The 15,262-nt window shown below is 60.5% G+C and carries 19 protein-coding genes; all 19 read left to right on the top strand.

All coding sequences use genetic code 11. From position 1 onward, the window contains the following. Nucleotides 1-5 precede the first annotated feature (5 nt). The gene (locus GTO89_RS08960; protein WP_161261729.1) at nt 6-467 is read left to right on the top strand and encodes a low molecular weight protein arginine phosphatase; all 462 of its coding nucleotides are present in this window, start codon (nt 6-8) and stop codon (nt 465-467) included. Nucleotides 468-629: 162 nt separating this feature from the next. Continuing rightward, on the top strand, nt 630-1,100 hold the full coding sequence (rpiB, locus tag GTO89_RS08955; protein ID WP_161261728.1) for a ribose 5-phosphate isomerase B: 471 nt from the start codon (nt 630-632) through the stop codon (nt 1,098-1,100). After that, nucleotides 1,097-1,636, top strand: a complete 540-nt coding sequence (locus tag GTO89_RS08950) for a TIGR01440 family protein (RefSeq protein WP_161261727.1) — start codon at nt 1,097-1,099, stop codon at nt 1,634-1,636. Before rpiB ends, GTO89_RS08950 begins: the two co-directional genes overlap by 4 nt. A gap of 37 nt (nt 1,637-1,673) precedes the next feature. After that, the gene (locus GTO89_RS08945; RefSeq protein ID WP_161261726.1) at nt 1,674-2,933 is read left to right on the top strand and encodes a serine hydroxymethyltransferase; all 1,260 of its coding nucleotides are present in this window, start codon (nt 1,674-1,676) and stop codon (nt 2,931-2,933) included. Nucleotides 2,934-2,993: 60 nt separating this feature from the next. Further along, nucleotides 2,994-3,623: a uracil phosphoribosyltransferase gene (gene upp, locus GTO89_RS08940; RefSeq protein ID WP_161261725.1), complete on the top strand. Its 630-nt coding sequence runs from the start codon at nt 2,994-2,996 to the stop codon at nt 3,621-3,623. Nucleotides 3,624-3,824: 201 nt separating this feature from the next. Continuing rightward, the gene (locus tag GTO89_RS08935) at nt 3,825-4,277 is read left to right on the top strand and encodes a deoxycytidylate deaminase (protein ID WP_161261724.1); all 453 of its coding nucleotides are present in this window, start codon (nt 3,825-3,827) and stop codon (nt 4,275-4,277) included. Nucleotides 4,278-4,289: 12 nt separating this feature from the next. Next, a complete protein-coding gene (locus tag GTO89_RS08930; RefSeq protein WP_161261723.1) occupies nt 4,290-4,751 on the top strand; it encodes a nucleoside triphosphate pyrophosphohydrolase family protein in 462 nt (153 codons plus the stop codon). Nucleotides 4,752-4,847: 96 nt separating this feature from the next. After that, on the top strand, nt 4,848-6,017 hold the full coding sequence (gene wecB / locus GTO89_RS08925; protein ID WP_161261722.1) for a non-hydrolyzing UDP-N-acetylglucosamine 2-epimerase: 1,170 nt from the start codon (nt 4,848-4,850) through the stop codon (nt 6,015-6,017). A 210-nt stretch (nt 6,018-6,227) separates the two neighbouring features. Further along, a complete protein-coding gene (locus GTO89_RS08920) occupies nt 6,228-6,488 on the top strand; it encodes an AtpZ/AtpI family protein (protein WP_161261721.1) in 261 nt (86 codons plus the stop codon). A 53-nt stretch (nt 6,489-6,541) separates the two neighbouring features. Then, a complete protein-coding gene (locus GTO89_RS08915) occupies nt 6,542-6,925 on the top strand; it encodes an ATP synthase subunit I (RefSeq protein WP_161261720.1) in 384 nt (127 codons plus the stop codon). A gap of 28 nt (nt 6,926-6,953) precedes the next feature. Beyond that, a complete protein-coding gene (gene atpB, locus GTO89_RS08910) occupies nt 6,954-7,688 on the top strand; it encodes a F0F1 ATP synthase subunit A (RefSeq protein ID WP_235920340.1) in 735 nt (244 codons plus the stop codon). Nucleotides 7,689-7,760: 72 nt separating this feature from the next. Next, nucleotides 7,761-7,997 (top strand): F0F1 ATP synthase subunit C, encoded by a 237-nt coding sequence (gene atpE, locus GTO89_RS08905; RefSeq protein WP_012282004.1) that lies wholly within the window; start codon nt 7,761-7,763, stop codon nt 7,995-7,997. A gap of 79 nt (nt 7,998-8,076) precedes the next feature. Further along, nucleotides 8,077-8,586: a F0F1 ATP synthase subunit B gene (gene atpF / locus GTO89_RS08900; protein ID WP_161261719.1), complete on the top strand. Its 510-nt coding sequence runs from the start codon at nt 8,077-8,079 to the stop codon at nt 8,584-8,586. Next, nucleotides 8,580-9,140 (top strand): F0F1 ATP synthase subunit delta, encoded by a 561-nt coding sequence (locus GTO89_RS08895; RefSeq protein WP_161261718.1) that lies wholly within the window; start codon nt 8,580-8,582, stop codon nt 9,138-9,140. Before atpF ends, GTO89_RS08895 begins: the two co-directional genes overlap by 7 nt. A 40-nt stretch (nt 9,141-9,180) precedes the next feature. Then, entirely contained in the window at nt 9,181-10,689 is a 1,509-nt protein-coding gene (gene atpA, locus GTO89_RS08890; RefSeq protein ID WP_161261717.1) for a F0F1 ATP synthase subunit alpha, read from the top strand. A 50-nt stretch (nt 10,690-10,739) separates the two neighbouring features. Beyond that, a complete protein-coding gene (gene atpG / locus GTO89_RS08885) occupies nt 10,740-11,612 on the top strand; it encodes an ATP synthase F1 subunit gamma (protein WP_161261716.1) in 873 nt (290 codons plus the stop codon). A gap of 45 nt (nt 11,613-11,657) precedes the next feature. Further along, complete coding sequence (gene atpD, locus GTO89_RS08880) at nt 11,658-13,073, top strand: F0F1 ATP synthase subunit beta (RefSeq protein ID WP_161261715.1); 1,416 nt, start codon at nt 11,658-11,660, stop codon at nt 13,071-13,073. Between the two features lie 18 nt (nt 13,074-13,091). Further along, nucleotides 13,092-13,508, top strand: coding sequence for a F0F1 ATP synthase subunit epsilon (locus GTO89_RS08875; RefSeq protein WP_161261714.1), 417 nt, complete (start codon nt 13,092-13,094; stop codon nt 13,506-13,508). A gap of 222 nt (nt 13,509-13,730) precedes the next feature. Next, the gene (locus GTO89_RS08870; RefSeq protein WP_161261713.1) at nt 13,731-15,233 is read left to right on the top strand and encodes a B12-binding domain-containing radical SAM protein; all 1,503 of its coding nucleotides are present in this window, start codon (nt 13,731-13,733) and stop codon (nt 15,231-15,233) included. The last annotated feature ends 29 nt before the right edge of the window (nt 15,234-15,262 follow it).

Below are 15,262 nucleotides of genomic sequence, written 5' to 3'. Positions count from 1 at the left end.
TACCGATGTTCACTCTATTGTTTGTATGCACCGGCAACACCTGCCGCAGCCCGATGGCGCAGGTGATCGCCGAAGCGATCCTGGCCGAGATGGGCCAAGGGGAGCGGATCCGTGTAGCTTCCGCCGGCGTGTCGGCCTGGCCGGGGGCGCCGGCGTCGACGCAGGCCCGCAACGTGATGGCCGGTCGCGGGTTGGATCTGGAAACCCATGGGGCGACGCCCCTGAATGAGCGCTTGATCGGTGAGGCCGACATGGTGCTGACCATGACAGGCAGCCACCGCGATCGGGTCGTTCAGATGGCGCCGGAAGCGGCCGCCAAGGTGTTTACGCTGAAGGGGTATGCCGGCGGGAGCGGCGACATCGCCGACCCTTTTGGCCTGGACGAGCGCGCCTATGAAACGAATGCGATCGAGATCGAAGGGGCGTTGCGAAAGGCCCTGGAGCGGATCGTAACCACCATCGTTTGACAGCGGTCAACCGATGTTTTTTTATAATGTTTTGTCGGCTCGAAAAGGGATAAGCTATTCCATGTCGAAATATGACTGCTTTAGGGATTTGTCACCAGTGGAATGATCATCCATGGGAATGTTCGTCCATCGGTAGAAAAAGACAGCGTTGGAGTGAGTAGGATGAAGATCGCCATCGGCAGCGACCACGGCGGGTTCCAACTGAAAGAGGAGATCCGGAGCTATCTGGCCGAGGAGATGGAACAGGACGGCGCCAAGCCGGAGGTCATCGATATGGGAACCTTTTCGGAGGAGTCTGTTGATTACCCCGACTATGGCGTCAAGGTGGCGAAGGCGGTTGTCGCCGGGGACGTCGATTTCGGCGTCGTCATCTGTGGCACAGGGATCGGCATCTCCATCGCCGCCAACAAGGTGCCGGGGATCCGCGCCGCCCTTTGCGGCGATCCCTTTTCGGCCCGCATGGCCCGAGAACATAACGACGCCAATGTGCTCGCCCTGGGGGCCAGGGTCGTCGGTCCCGGCTTGGCCCGGGAGATCGTAGCGGCCTTTTTTGCGGGCGCTTTCGCCGGCGGCCGTCATGCCCGCCGGGTGGACAAGCTGCGGGCATTAGAGGGGCAGGCGTCAGGGGAATGACCGGCATCGGGGCGCAGGTCACCGCCGCCGTCACTGAGCTGTTGCAGGCGGCCAACCTGCAGCGCGATCAGATCCTCGTCGTCGGGTGCAGCACCTCTGAGGTAACCGGCGCGACGATCGGCACACAGGGGTCGGAAGCGGTCGCCGAAGCCATTTTGACGGCCCTGCGGTCGGTGACCCTGCCCAGCGGGATTCACCTGGCGATCCAGTGTTGTGAACACCTCAACCGCGCCCTGGTCATCGAAGGGGCGACCCTGCGCCTGTACCGGGAATTGGAGGAGGTCGCCGTTCGTCCTGTCGCCAAGGCCGGCGGGTCCTTGGCGGCCCAGGCGATGAGCCATTTCGAAGAACCCGTCGTCGTCGAGTCGATTCGCGCCCACGCCGGCATGGATATCGGCGAGACGCTGATCGGGATGCACCTGAGACCGGTCGCCGTGCCGGTGCGCCTGGCGATCCGCCAGATCGGCGAAGCGCGGTTGACGGCGGCGCGGACCCGGCCCAAGCTGATCGGCGGGGAGCGGGCCTGTTACCGGTAACATTGGCGCTACAGAAAGGCCTGAAGAAAAAGCAAGTATGGGAGGCAGCATTTTCGTGAGTGAATGGAAACACCTGCACCGGGTCGACCCTGACGTGGCGGCCGCGATGGACCGGGAAAAGAACCGGCAACAGAACAACATTGAGTTGATTGCATCAGAGAACTTTGTCAGCGAGGCGGTCCTTGAAGCCGCCGGCAGCGTGCTGACCAACAAGTATGCCGAGGGGTATCCGGGAAAACGCTACTACGGCGGCTGTGAGTTCGTCGATCAGGTGGAGGCCCTGGCGATTGAACGGGCCAAGGCGCTCTTCGGCGCCGAACACGCCAATGTGCAGCCCCACTCAGGGGCCAACGCCAACCTGGGCGTCTACTTCGCCTGCCTCGAACCGGGCGACACCGTTCTGGGGATGAACCTCGCCCATGGCGGTCACCTGACCCACGGTTCCCCCGTCAACATATCGGGAAAATACTTCCGCTTCGTCGCCTACGGTGTCGATGAACATACAGGCCGGATCGACTATGACGAGGTGGCGCGCATCGCCCGGGAGACGAAACCGAAGCTGATCGTCGCCGGCGCCAGCGCCTATCCCCGGGTGCTCGATTTTGCGCGCTTCCGGGCCATCGCCGATGAGGTGGGCGCCATGCTGATGGTCGATATGGCCCACATCGCCGGCCTGGTGGCGGCAGGGCTCCATCCCTCGCCCGTGCCCTACGCCGAGTTTGTCACCACCACGACGCACAAGACGCTGCGCGGTCCCCGCGGCGGCATGATCCTCTGCAAAAAGGAATGGGCCGCCAAGATCGACAAGGCCATCTTCCCCGGTCTGCAGGGCGGTCCGCTGATGCACATCATCGCCGCTAAGGCGGTCGCCTTCAAAGAAGCCATGTCGCCGGAATTCGTCGCCTATCAGAAGCAGATCGTGGCCAACGCCGCCGCCCTCGCCAAAGGGCTGACCGATCGCGGATTCCAACTGGTTTCCGGCGGCACGGACAACCACCTGATGCTCGTCGACCTGCGCAACAAGCAACTCACGGGCAAGGAAGCGGAAAAACGGCTCGACGAGGCCCGGATCACCGTCAACAAGAACGCCATTCCCTTTGATCCCCAAAGCCCCTTCATCACCAGCGGCATCCGTGTCGGCACGCCGGCCGCCACGAGCCGGGGGATGGACGAAGCGGCCATGGAGCAGATCGCCGAGGCGATCCACCGGTGCCTCTCCGACGGCAGCGAGACGGCCATGGGCGAAGCTGTCGCCATCGTCGAGTCGCTCTGCGCCCGTTTTCCGCTGTACGCCTAGTCTTCGCCGCCTGTCCCACCATTGCACCGACCCATTCTATGAACTACGGGGGGAACTGAGATGGCCAGGGTTGTGATCATGGATCACCCGCTGATCCAGCATAAATTAAGTTTTATCCGTTCCAAAAATACGGGGTCCAAGGAGTTCCGCGAGCTCGTCGAAGAGGTGGCCATGCTGATGGCCTATGAGGTCACCCGCGATCTGCCCCTGACCGAGACGGAAGTGGAGACCCCCGTCGCTGTCGCCAAGACCAAGGTGTTGGCCGGCAAAAAACTGGGTGTTGTGGCCATCTTGCGGGCCGGCCTGGGCATGATCAACGGTTTCGTCAAACTGATCCCGGCGGCCAAGGTGGGCCATGTGGGGCTCTACCGCGACCCCGAGACGTTGGAACCGGTCGAGTACTACTGCAAGCTGCCGCCCGATGTGGCCGAACGGGACATGATCGTCATCGACCCGATGCTGGCCACAGGCGGTTCGGCGTCGGCGGCGCTCACGCTGCTCAAACAGAAGGGCGCCCGTCACATCAAGCTCGTCGTCCTGATCGCCGCGCCGGAAGGCGTAGCCCGCGTCGAGCAGGACCACCCTGATGTGGATATCTTTGCCGCCGCCCTCGATCCCTGCCTGAACGATCACGCCTATATCATCCCCGGTCTCGGCGACGCTGGCGACCGTCTCTTCGGCACCAAGTAAGGGGCCGTTGACGTAAAAAAGACCTTTGCCCGGGAAAACCCCTTCCCGGCAAAGGTCTTTTTTGGTCTCCCCTGTGGAGGGGACAGCTTTGACGGTTGCGATGGCAGAGAAATACCGCTATTATAGGGTATGGATCAAGGGGTATTTTGCTTGTATTTGCCACTTTTACGGCAAAAGCGATAAAAGAACAGGGGACTTTCCATGCGCAAAGACTGGGACAGCTATTTCATCGACATCGCCTTCGCCGTTTCCACGCGCAGCACCTGCCCGCGCCGAAGCGTCGGCGCCGTCATCGTGAAGGAGAAACGGATCAAAGGGACAGGCTATAACGGAAGTCCTGCCCATTTGCCCCACTGCGCCGATGAGGGCTGCTATATGCGGAACAACCACTGCATCCGAACGATTCACGCCGAGGTCAACGCGATCATGGAGTGTTCGCCCGAAGAACGGAAAGACGCCACGATCTACGTGACCGACCGGCCTTGCGCCGAGTGCGCCAAGGTGATCATCTCCTCGGGGATCCGCCGAGTCGTCTTTGCCCGAGACTACCCTGCCGAGCAGAACTGGTTTCCGATGGCGCCCTGGATCGAAGTCGTCCATCTGCCAAAAGAAGAGCCAATCGCTGAAAGGCCTGTCAGCGAAGTCGAGCGATAAGGGGGTGGCGGCATGACCGATCTGGTGGAACAGTTGGAGACGGTATTCCCCCGGCTGGCGCTCTCGCCGACCATTGAGAGCACCATGATCAAGCTCGTGGAAGAGGCGGGGGAACTGGCCGAGATCTGCGGCAAGGTGCGGCGCCTGAACGGGGAGGAGCGGCAGACGGTGATGGGCAAACTGCGCGCCCGTGAGGTGGCCCGCAAGGTGGAAGCCTTGCTCCAGTCGCCGCAGCGCGTCGGCGGCGACGGAACGGCGGCGGAAGTGGCGGCGCTCCTGGCCACAGCCCAGAAGCAAATCGCCGAAGATCAGCTCACCGCCAAGGAGATCGACACCTTGATCGCCCGGGAGCTGCTCGATGTGATGCAGACCTGCGCCACCTTCATGTACCAATTGGATGTCGATCTCGACAGCCTGATCGCCGAACACCGGGAAAAGCTGATCCAGCGGGGCTACATAAGCAGCGGATCGTGAAAGGCCGGCAAAAGGAAACGCTCTCACTGAATTTCTCAACGGAGCGAATAGGCAGATGTCGACCTGAACGACGGAAATAGATTTCGAAAGGCAGTGATGCGGGTGTCTGCACCAATCAAGGTATTGTCCATTTTCGGAACCCGTCCCGAAGCGATCAAAATGGCGCCGGTCGTCAAGATGCTGGAACAGCACCCTCAGGAGATCGTCTCGAAGGTCGCCGTAACGGCCCAGCACCGGGAGATGCTCGATCAGGTGCTGCAGCTCTTCCACATCACGCCGGATCATGACCTGAACATCATGGCGCCGGAACAGACCCTCTATGACGTGACCTCGCGGGCGCTGCTCGGCCTGAAGCCGGTGCTGGAGCAGGAGAAACCTGACCTGGTCCTGGTTCACGGCGACACAACGACCACCTTCGTCGCCTCCCTGGCCGCCTTTTACCAGCAGATCCCCGTGGGCCATGTGGAAGCGGGGTTGCGAACCCATAACAAGTACTCGCCCTTTCCCGAGGAGTCGAACCGCCGGCTCACCGGCGCCATCGCCGACCTGCACTTCTCGCCGACGGCCACGTCGCGGCAGAACCTGCTCCAAGAGGGCATCCGGGAAGAGAGCATCTTTGTCACAGGCAACACGGTCATCGACGCGCTGCTCGCGACGGTGAAGAAGGAGTACCGCTTCTGCGATCCGGCCCTGGACGGGATCGACTTTGCGGGACGAGAGATCCTGCTGGTCACGACCCATCGCCGGGAGAACCTGGGCGAGCCCATGCGCCAGGTCTACCGGGCGCTCTATGAGGTGCTGGAGGCGCGGCCCCAGGCGGCGATCGTCTTCCCGGTTCACAAAAACCCGGCGGTCCGGCGCGTCGTCGCCGAGGTGCTGGGCGATCACCCCCGGGTGCATCTCGTCGAACCGCTGGACTACGAGCCCTTTGTCAACCTGATGGCCCGTTCCACCCTGGTGCTGACCGATTCGGGCGGGATGCAGGAGGAGGCGCCCTCGCTGGGCAAACCGGTGCTGGTGCTCCGCGACACGACGGAACGGCCGGAAGCGGTGACGGCGGGCACGGTCAAACTGGTGGGAACCGACGCCGAGGCGATCACCCGTGAGGCGCTGACGCTCTTGAGTGATCGGCAGGCCTACGAGGCGATGGCCAATGCGGTTAACCCGTACGGTGACGGCAAGGCGTCTGAACGGACCGTCCAGGCCATCTTGCACCATTTTAGAGGGGCCGCCCGTCCCGAGTCCTTTGCTCCGCAAATGGCTTGAAAAAGGGATATTGTATTCTTTTCAGGTTGAATGATGTTCTTTTTGGCACAAGAGAGGATTTTGGCCTGCCGTCGCGAATACTAAATGTCGGCTAAAATGTGTATGAGCTTTGACGAATCGCTGTTGAAGAAACGACTTGGGTTTTTGGAGAATGAGGCCGAACCATCCAGGGCATTCTAGTTTTGCCTGTATACAGCAGGAGGGAGAGGCTTGGCCGATCTGAATTTGCCTTCTCGTCGAGTTCTCAAAGCATTCGCGCTGGCTTCTACCATCGGCGCCGAGTTCGCGGCCTCGGTGTTTATCGGCTTTACGGCAGGCCGCTACGCGGATAAGGCTTGGGGGACAGACCCGTGGTTGATGCTCGCAGGTGTATTGTTGGGCATCGCCGGCGGGTTTTTCGGTGTCTATTACCTGGTTACTGCCTTCTTCAAAGAGGATGCAGGCCGCCCGGAAAAAAAGCCGCCGAATTGACGCCCCACACCGCGACACGCCCGGCAAGGTGGTAATGAGAGAGGACAAGCTCCATGCAACTGCAGCGCCTTTTGTCCAAGGTATGGCGATCAGGCCTCCTAGGGGTGGGAATCAGCCTGGCGCTCATACCCTTTGTCGATAGACCGGAGCTTCCCGCCGGGTTTGCCCTCGGCTGGTTTTCCGGGATCCTTGCTTCCTGGCTTCTAGCGATGCGGCTTCGCCGCCTGGAGAATCAATCCCCCGAGAAGGCTGCCCGCAGCATCCAACTCAGCGCCCTGGCGCGATTCAGCCTGGGGCTGCTGGCTTTGCTGCTCGCGTTCAAAACCCCCGGGGAATTTGATCTCCTCACGACCGGCCTCGGCCTGCTGATGACGCCAGTCGCCTCGACGGTCATCGGCTGGTGGGAGAGCCGGAACCCTTACTACTGGGAAAAATAGCAACAGAAAGGGGTGAATCAGAAAACTCATGGAAGAACACGTGCGTCCGGAGTGGCACTTCATGGGAATGACCTTTTGGGCTGACACACTGCTCTTCACCTGGCTGGTGATGGTCGTTCTCATCATTTTCGGCTACATAGCGGGCAGACGGGCCACGAGCGGCATCCCTGACCGGATTGTCGCCCTCTGGGAATTCGTCATCGACTTTGTAGCGAAGATCGTCGCTGACAACACCGACTACAAGAAAATGGCGGGGCTCTTGGCCTACCTGGTGACGCTGATCATGTTCATCTTCGTATCGAACATGCTCGGCCTGTTCCCGAACTTCACCTTCGGCCTTGGCCACCTGCACACCGCCGGCAACGCCATGTCGCCGACGGCGGACTTGAACCTCACGCTGGCCTTGGCCACGATGACCATCGTGCTGGCCCAGTACTACGGGATCAAGTACAACGGGACTCACTATTTCGGGCACTTCTTTTCGCCGCACTGGCTCTTCTTCCCGATCCATGCGATCGAGCTGCTGACAAAACCCGTCACCCTGGCCTTCCGTCTTTACGGGAACATCTTTGCCGGCGAAGTGCTGATCAAGGTGCTCCTCACGTTCATTCCCTTCGGACTGGTCTATGTCTTGGGCGGGTTTATACCCCACGTGATCTGGCTGGCCTTCTCCGTTTTTGTCGGCGCCATCCAGTCTTTCGTCTTCACGGTCTTGACGATCGTGTACATCTCGCAAGCCATCGGCTCAGCCGATAGCCATTAAAAACAAACTTTTTAAGGGACCAGGAGTCCCGCGCAGCCGCAACGGCTGAACATTTGAAAGGAGCGATCTCTTGTGGATGTCAAAGCTTTTGCTCTCTTAGGTGCCGGTCTCGCCGTTGGTCTCGCCGCTTTCGGCGCTTCTATCGGTAACGGTATGGTCACCTCCAAAACGGTGGAAGGCATCGCCCGTCAGCCCCAGGCCCGTGGCGCCCTGCAAACGACCATGTTCATCTCCGTCGGTCTGATCGAAGCTCTCCCCATCATCACCGTCGTTATCGCCTTCCTGCTCTACGGCGTCGGCAGCAAGTAAGCCCCGCCTATCCCCCGAGAATCAGTTTCCACCAAAAGAAATACAGCGTAGCGTTTGCTCCGTTTAAGGAGGTTAAGCGGTGCTAGAATCGGTCCTTCACGCGCTCAATCTGAACGAGACCTTTCTGGCCATGCTGATCAGCTTCCTGATCCTTGTCTTCATCCTCCAGCAGGTCGCCTTCAAGCCCCTCTTGAAAGCCCTGGACGAACGGCGCCAAAAGGTCGAGGAATCGATCAACCGCGCCGAAAACGATCTGGAAGAAGCCAACCGGATGCGGGCTGAGCATGCCGCCGAGTTGGCGAAGGCCCGCCAGGAAGCCCATGACCTGATCGCACGCGCCACCAAAGTCGGTGAAGAAAAAGCGCAGGAAATCGTCACCGCCGCTCAGGCAGAGGCTGTGCGCCTCAAAGAAAAGGCTGTCGCCGACATCCAGCGGGAAAAAGAAAAAGCTGTGGAAGAACTGCGCAGCCATGTTGTCAGCCTGTCCATTCTGGCCGCGGAAAAGGTGATCCGCAAAAACCTGGATGACCCGACCCAGCGCCAACTGGTGGACGAGGTCATCAACGAAGTGGGGAAACTGCCATGCTAACAGGCGCTGTCGCTCGCCGGTACGCGCAGGCTCTCCTGGAGATCGGAACTGAGACCCAAACCCTGGATGCACTGGAAGCGGAATTGGGCCGCTTTGTCGAGATGGTCGAGAGCCATCCCGAACTGCAGCGGATCCTCTTTCATCCTTCCATCGTTGTGACCGAGAAAAAAGACCTCGTCGCCAAACTGCTGGCCACAGGCGCGTTTTCGGAAACGGCGCGGGCCTTCATCCTCCTTGTCATCGATCGCCGGCGGGAGAACTACTTCGCCGACATCTTCCGGGAGTTTGTCCGCCTGGCCAACAAGGTGCGCAACATCGAGGAAGCACAGGTGACGAGCGCCGTCGAACTGGCGCCGGAGCAGGTAAAACGCCTGCGGTCGCAACTGGCCGCCGCCACCGGTAAAGAGATCGTCCTGCGCATGCAGGTCGATCCCAGCCTGATCGGCGGTCTGGTCGTCGCTTTCGGCGACCGGATCATCGACGGATCAGTGGCCGGAAAAATCCGGGACCTGAGAGAGAGCCTTTTGCGGGCTCCCCTGCCGTCCCTCTCGTAACTCGACACGCTCACAAGAGAATAGGGGTGAAGAACCGTCCATGAGTTTACGTCCTGAAGAGATTAGCGCCATCATCAAGCAACAGATCGAGCGGTATGAAAAGCCCCTGGAGGCGGCCGACTCCGGCACTGTCATCCAGGTCGGCGACGGCATCGCCCGCATCTACGGCTTGGAAAAAGCCATGGCCGGCGAACTGTTGGAGTTCCCCGGTCAGGTCTACGGCATGGTGCTTAACCTCGAAGAAGACAATATCGGTTGCGTCATTCTCGGCCCCTACACGGGGATCAAAGAAGGCGACACAGTCAAGCGGACGGGCCGCATCGTGGAAGTGCCCGTCGGTCCCGAACTGGTCGGCCGCGTCGTTAACCCCCTCGGCCAGCCCTTGGACGGCAAGGGTCCCATCAACGCCAAACAGTTCCGGCCCATCGAATCGGCCGCCCCTGGCGTCATCAAGCGGAAATCGGTTCACGAGCCCATGCAAACGGGTCTCAAGGCCATCGACGCCATGGTGCCCATCGGCCGCGGCCAGCGGGAACTGATCATCGGCGACCGTCAGACCGGTAAAACGGCTGTCGCCATCGACGCGATCATCAACCAAAAAGGCCAGAACGTCATCTGTATCTATGTGGCCATCGGCCAAAAGGCGTCCACCGTCGCCGGCGTCGTCAAGACGCTGGAAGAGCACGGCGCCATGGATTACACCATCGTCGTCTCGGCGACCGCCTCTGAGCCGGCGCCGCTGCTCTACATCGCTCCCTACTCGGGTTGCGCCATGGGCGAGTACTTCCTCTACAACGGCCAGCACGCCCTGTGCATCTATGACGACCTGTCCAAGCAGGCGGTCGCTTACCGCGAACTGTCCCTGTTGCTCCGTCGTCCGCCCGGCCGTGAAGCCTACCCCGGCGACGTTTTCTATCTCCACTCCCGCCTGCTGGAACGGGCCGCCAAACTCTCTGACGAGTATGGCGCCGGCTCGCTGACGGCGCTGCCGATCATCGAGACCCAGGCCGGTGACGTGTCGGCCTACATCCCGACGAACGTCATCTCCATCACCGACGGCCAGATCTTCCTGGAGTCGGATCTGTTCTTCTCCGGCATTCGTCCGGCCATCAACGCCGGTATCTCCGTATCCCGCGTCGGCGGTTCCGCCCAGATCAAGGCGATGAAACAGGTCGCCGGCCGCCTGCGTCTGGAACTGGCCCAGTACCGAGAACTGGCGGCTTTCGCCCAGTTCGGTTCCGACCTGGACAAAGCGACCCAGGCCCGCCTGAACCGCGGTCAGCGCCTCGTCGAAATCCTCAAGCAGGACCAGTACAAGCCCATGATCGTCGAAGAGCAGGTGGCCGTCATTTTCGCCGCCGTCAACGGCTACCTCGATGACATCCCGGTGGCTGACGTGCTCAAGTTTGAGGACGGATTCCTCAAATACCTGCGCGCCGAGAAAGCCGATCTCCTCACCGATATCCGGGAGAAAAAAGCCCTCAACGACGATCTCACCGCGCGGCTCAAAGAGGCCATCGGAGCTTACAAAAAGATCTTCGTGGCCTAAGATTGGGAGTTTGCCGGACAGACGCTCGGCAATAGCGAGGTGAAAATAGAATGCCCGGAATGCGCGATATCAAACGCCGCATCCGTTCCATCAAAAGCACCCAGCAGATCACCAAGGCCATGAAAATGGTGGCGGCGGCGAAGCTGCGCAAGGCTCAGGAAAAGGTCACCCAGGCCCGTCCCTATGCCAAGCGCATCCAAGGGGTGCTCTCGCGCCTGGTGGCGGCAGCCACCGACGTCAACCACCCTCTGCTGGAGACGCGAGAAGTCAAACGGATCGGCTACGTGGTCGTCACTGCCGACCGGGGTCTCTGCGGCGGCTACAACGCCAACATCATCCGCATGGTGAACAATGAGATCAAGGGACGCAACGACGTCTCCCTGGTCTGCGTTGGCCGCAAGAGCCGCGACTTTTTCAAGCGGATGGGGAACACGATCGAAGCGGAGTACGTAGGTCTGGGCGAGGACATCTCCTTCGGCATGGCCAAGGAGATCGCCGCCAAGGTCATGGAACTCTACGAAGAGGGAACCGTCGACCAGGTGCAACTCGTCTTCACCGAGTTTTACTCCGCCCTGACCCAAAAGCCTGTCCAGATGCAGCTGCTGCCCATCCCGGCTCAAGCCGGCGACGGAGCCGCCAGCGCGGAAGACGGCAAGGGTCCCCAGCCGCTCTATGAGTTTGAACCGAGCCCCGAGGCGGTTCTGGACGAGCTGCTTCCCCGGTATGTGGAGAACCAGATCTACCGGGCGCTGTTGGAGTCGAAAGCCTCCGAACAGGGCGCCCGCATGACCGCCATGGGATCGGCCACAGACAACGCCAAGGAAATGATCAACAAGCTTACCCTGTCCTTCAACCGGGCCCGCCAGGCAGCCATCACCAAGGAGATCTCCGAGGTGGTCGGCGGCGCGGCAGCCCTCGGCTAATCGAAGGCAGGCAGTCACTCCGACCGGAGGAGGTTTACGCATTCGATGAACTTTGGAAGTGTGATCCAGGTCATCGGGCCGGTTGTGGACATTCAGTTCCCGCCCGGCCAACTGCCTGAGATTTATAACGCCATCAAGATCCGTTCTGCCGACCAGGAGAACTACCAGGGCAGCTTCGATATCGACATCACCCTGGAAGCCGCCCAGCACCTGGGCAACAACTCCGTTCGTTGCGTCGCCATGTCCTCCACGGACGGCCTGATGCGCGGCATGAAAGCCCAAGACACGGGCGCCCCCATTTCGGTGCCTGTCGGCGCCGAGATCCTGGGCCGCATGTTCAACGTCCTCGGCGACCCCATCGACGAGGCCGGAGAAGTCGTGGCCAAGGAAGCCTGGCCGATCCACCGCAGCGCTCCGACCTTTGAAAACCTGGAGCCCTCCACAGAGGTTCTCGAAACAGGCATCAAGGTCATCGACCTGCTCGCTCCCTACGCCAAGGGCGGCAAGGTCGGTCTCTTCGGCGGCGCCGGCGTCGGCAAGACCGTTCTGATCCAGGAACTGATCAACAACATCGCCATGGAATACTCCGGGTACTCTGTCTTCGCCGGCGTTGGCGAACGGACCCGTGAGGGCAACGACCTGTACCATGAATTCAAAGACTCGGGCATCCTGAAAAACGTCGCCATGGTCTTCGGCCAGATGAACGAGCCCCCTGGGGCCCGGATGCGCGTGGCCCTGTCGGGTCTCGTCATGGCCGAGTACTTCCGCGATGTTCAGAACCAGGACGTGCTGCTCTTTATCGACAACATCTTCCGCTTCACCCAGGCCGGTTCGGAAGTGTCGGCGCTGCTCGGCCGGATGCCCTCCGCCGTCGGTTACCAGCCCACGCTGTCCACCGAAATGGGCCAGCTTCAAGAGCGGATCACCTCGACGAAGAACGGTTCCATCACTTCCGTCCAGGCGATTTACGTCCCTGCTGACGACCTGACGGACCCGGCGCCGGCGACGGCCTTCGCCCACTTGGACGCCACGACCGTTCTGTCGCGGGCCATCTCCGAACTGGGGATCTACCCCGCCGTCGACCCTCTCGATTCCACCTCCCGGATCCTCGACCCCCACGTGGTCGGCGACGAGCACTACAGCGTCGCCCGGGGCGTGCAGAAGATCCTGCAGCGCTACAAAGAACTGCAGGACATCATCGCCATCCTCGGCATGGACGAGCTCTCGGAAGACGACAAGATCGTCGTTGCCCGGGCGCGGAAGATCCAGCGCTTCCTCTCGCAGCCTTTCCACGTCGCCGAAGCCTTCACCGGCGCCCCCGGCAAGTTCGTTCCCCTCAAGGAGTCCATCCGGGGCTTCAAAGAGATCCTCGAAGGCAAACACGACGACCTTCCCGAAAACGCCTTCTACATGGTCGGCACCATCGATGAAGCGGTGGCCAAAGCCAAAGATATGGCGTAAAGAGGGGAGTGACCTGTCATGGCCGAAAAGACCTACCTTCTCGAGGTGGTTACTCCCGAGCGGGTGGTCGTCAATGAGGAAGTGGAGTTCACCTCCGCTCCCGGTATCGAGGGCAGCCTCGGTATCCTGGCCGACCACGCCCCCATGCTGACCGCTTTGACCATTGGCTTGCTGGAGTACACCAAGGGTGGCCAGAGCCAGAAACTGACCGTCACCGGCGGTTTCCTGGAAGTGGCCGATAATAAAGTGACCGTCCTGGCCAACGCGGCGGAGCAGGTCGTGGAGATCGACATCTCCCGAGCTGAGGCCGCGCGCCGGCGGGCGCAAGAGCGGATTGAAAAGGCCCAAGGCGGCACTGCCGATGTGGACCTGATGCGGGCCGAGATGGCCCTCAAACGGGCGCTCCTGCGCCTGGAAGCCGCGAAAAAAGAATAGTCTATGCGGATTGTGTCGGCGCCATTCCCTTATGTATAATGAGGGGAGGCGCCCTTTTCTTTTTTGTGGAACCTGCTTTGAACGCCGCTTCGGCCTTGACGATGGGACATCGTCGTCAGTTACGGCCGAAAAGCTGCAATATAATAAGCGATAAATGCATAATTTTTGCTTTTTAGGGCAGTTTTGGAACAGGGCAAATACGATCGTTACGAGGATGGTTGGATGAAAGACTTTCCCATCGTGCTCATCGGCCTGTACAACTCCAAAGCGTTGGGTGTGCGCGCCCTGGCGTCGGTCTTAAAGGCAAAGGGATACCCCGTAAGCGTAGTCTTTTTTAAGGACTTCAGCAGTCTGAACGCCCACAGCCCCTCAGAGGAGGAGTACCGGCTGCTGGTGGACAAACTGATGGAACTCAATCCCCGCATGATCGGCCTCAGTGTCATGTCGACCTTTTACCTCTCGGTCACCCACGAAATGTCTCGCCGCATCAAGGCGGCCTTTCCGACGACGCCCCTCGTCTGGGGCGGCGTCTATGCGACGATGTTCCCCCATGAGGCGTTGGCTCATTGCGATTATGTGATGCGCGGCGAGTGTGACGAGACGATCGTCGATCTGGTCGAGGCGCTGTCCGGCGAGGGCGACATGTCGAAGGTGCCGAACCTTACCTACCGGCGCGACGACGCTGTGATCGACAATCCCCTCCATCCTCTGCAGGCCAAGTTGGACATGCTGCCCTTTCCGGACATGGGCGGCGATGACAAGTACCACATCAGCGACGGCAAGATCGCCTGTTGCGATCCCCAGGTGGCCAGCGTCTCCTATGAGATGAGCGCCTCCCGCGGCTGTCCCTATGTCTGTTCCTACTGCAGCAGCCTGAACCTGAAACGGATCTACAAGGGGAAGGGGCCCTTTGTGCGGTTGCGTTCCGTCGACAGCACCCTGGCAGAACTGCGCTGGGCGCAGGGCCTTGTGAAGAATATGCGCATGGTCTGGTTCTGGGACGAGATCTTCGCCGATGATGAGAACTGGGTCCGCGAGTTTGTCCGCCGTTACAAACAAGAGATCGGCCTTCCCTTCAACATCTGGGGACACCCGAAGAAGATCAAAGCGACTACGATGGCGCTGCTGGTCGAGGCGGGGCTCCATCAGGTTGTCGTCGGCATCCAGCACGGGTCGTCTCATATCCGCAAAGATGTCTACTTCCGTCCGGAGACGGACGAAGAGTTGATCGAAATGAGCCGTATTTTGGCAGAAGCCAAGGTGCCGGAGGTCATCTACGACCTGATCCTGGACAGCCCCTTTGAAACGGTGGAAGACCTAGAAAAGACCTACTACCTCTGCATGAAGCTGCACAAGCCCTTCACGTTGAACCTGCATGGCCTTTGCTTCTTGCCTGGCACCGATATCGAAAAGATGGCCGTTGAGAAGGGCCTGCTCACCTGGGAAGAACTGAAGCGGGAGCAAACACGCCCGATTGAAGAGATGTACCGGACCTTCAGTTGGTGGACCCATACGGGATCGCGAGAGGATCGGGAACGGGCCTACTGGAAGAACATGATTCATCTGACCCAGTTTCGCTGGGCCTCGATGCTCCTCCCTGTGTTCGAGTCGAAGGTCTTCCGCGATAAGCCGGAGATGATGAACCCGCTGCGCACCACCGCCAACGGCTGGAACCTGATGCGGCGCGTCGCCCGCAAAGCCCGGTTGAAGCTCGGTCTCACCTGAGGTTTAACGGTCACCCTTCTGGGCAAGAC

The organism is Heliomicrobium gestii (genome assembly GCF_009877435.1).
In the GTDB taxonomy this organism is placed as follows: domain Bacteria; phylum Bacillota; class Desulfitobacteriia; order Heliobacteriales; family Heliobacteriaceae; genus Heliomicrobium; species Heliomicrobium gestii.
Note: the sequence above shows the minus strand (reverse complement) of the source record. Positions and strands in the feature narration are given on the sequence as shown.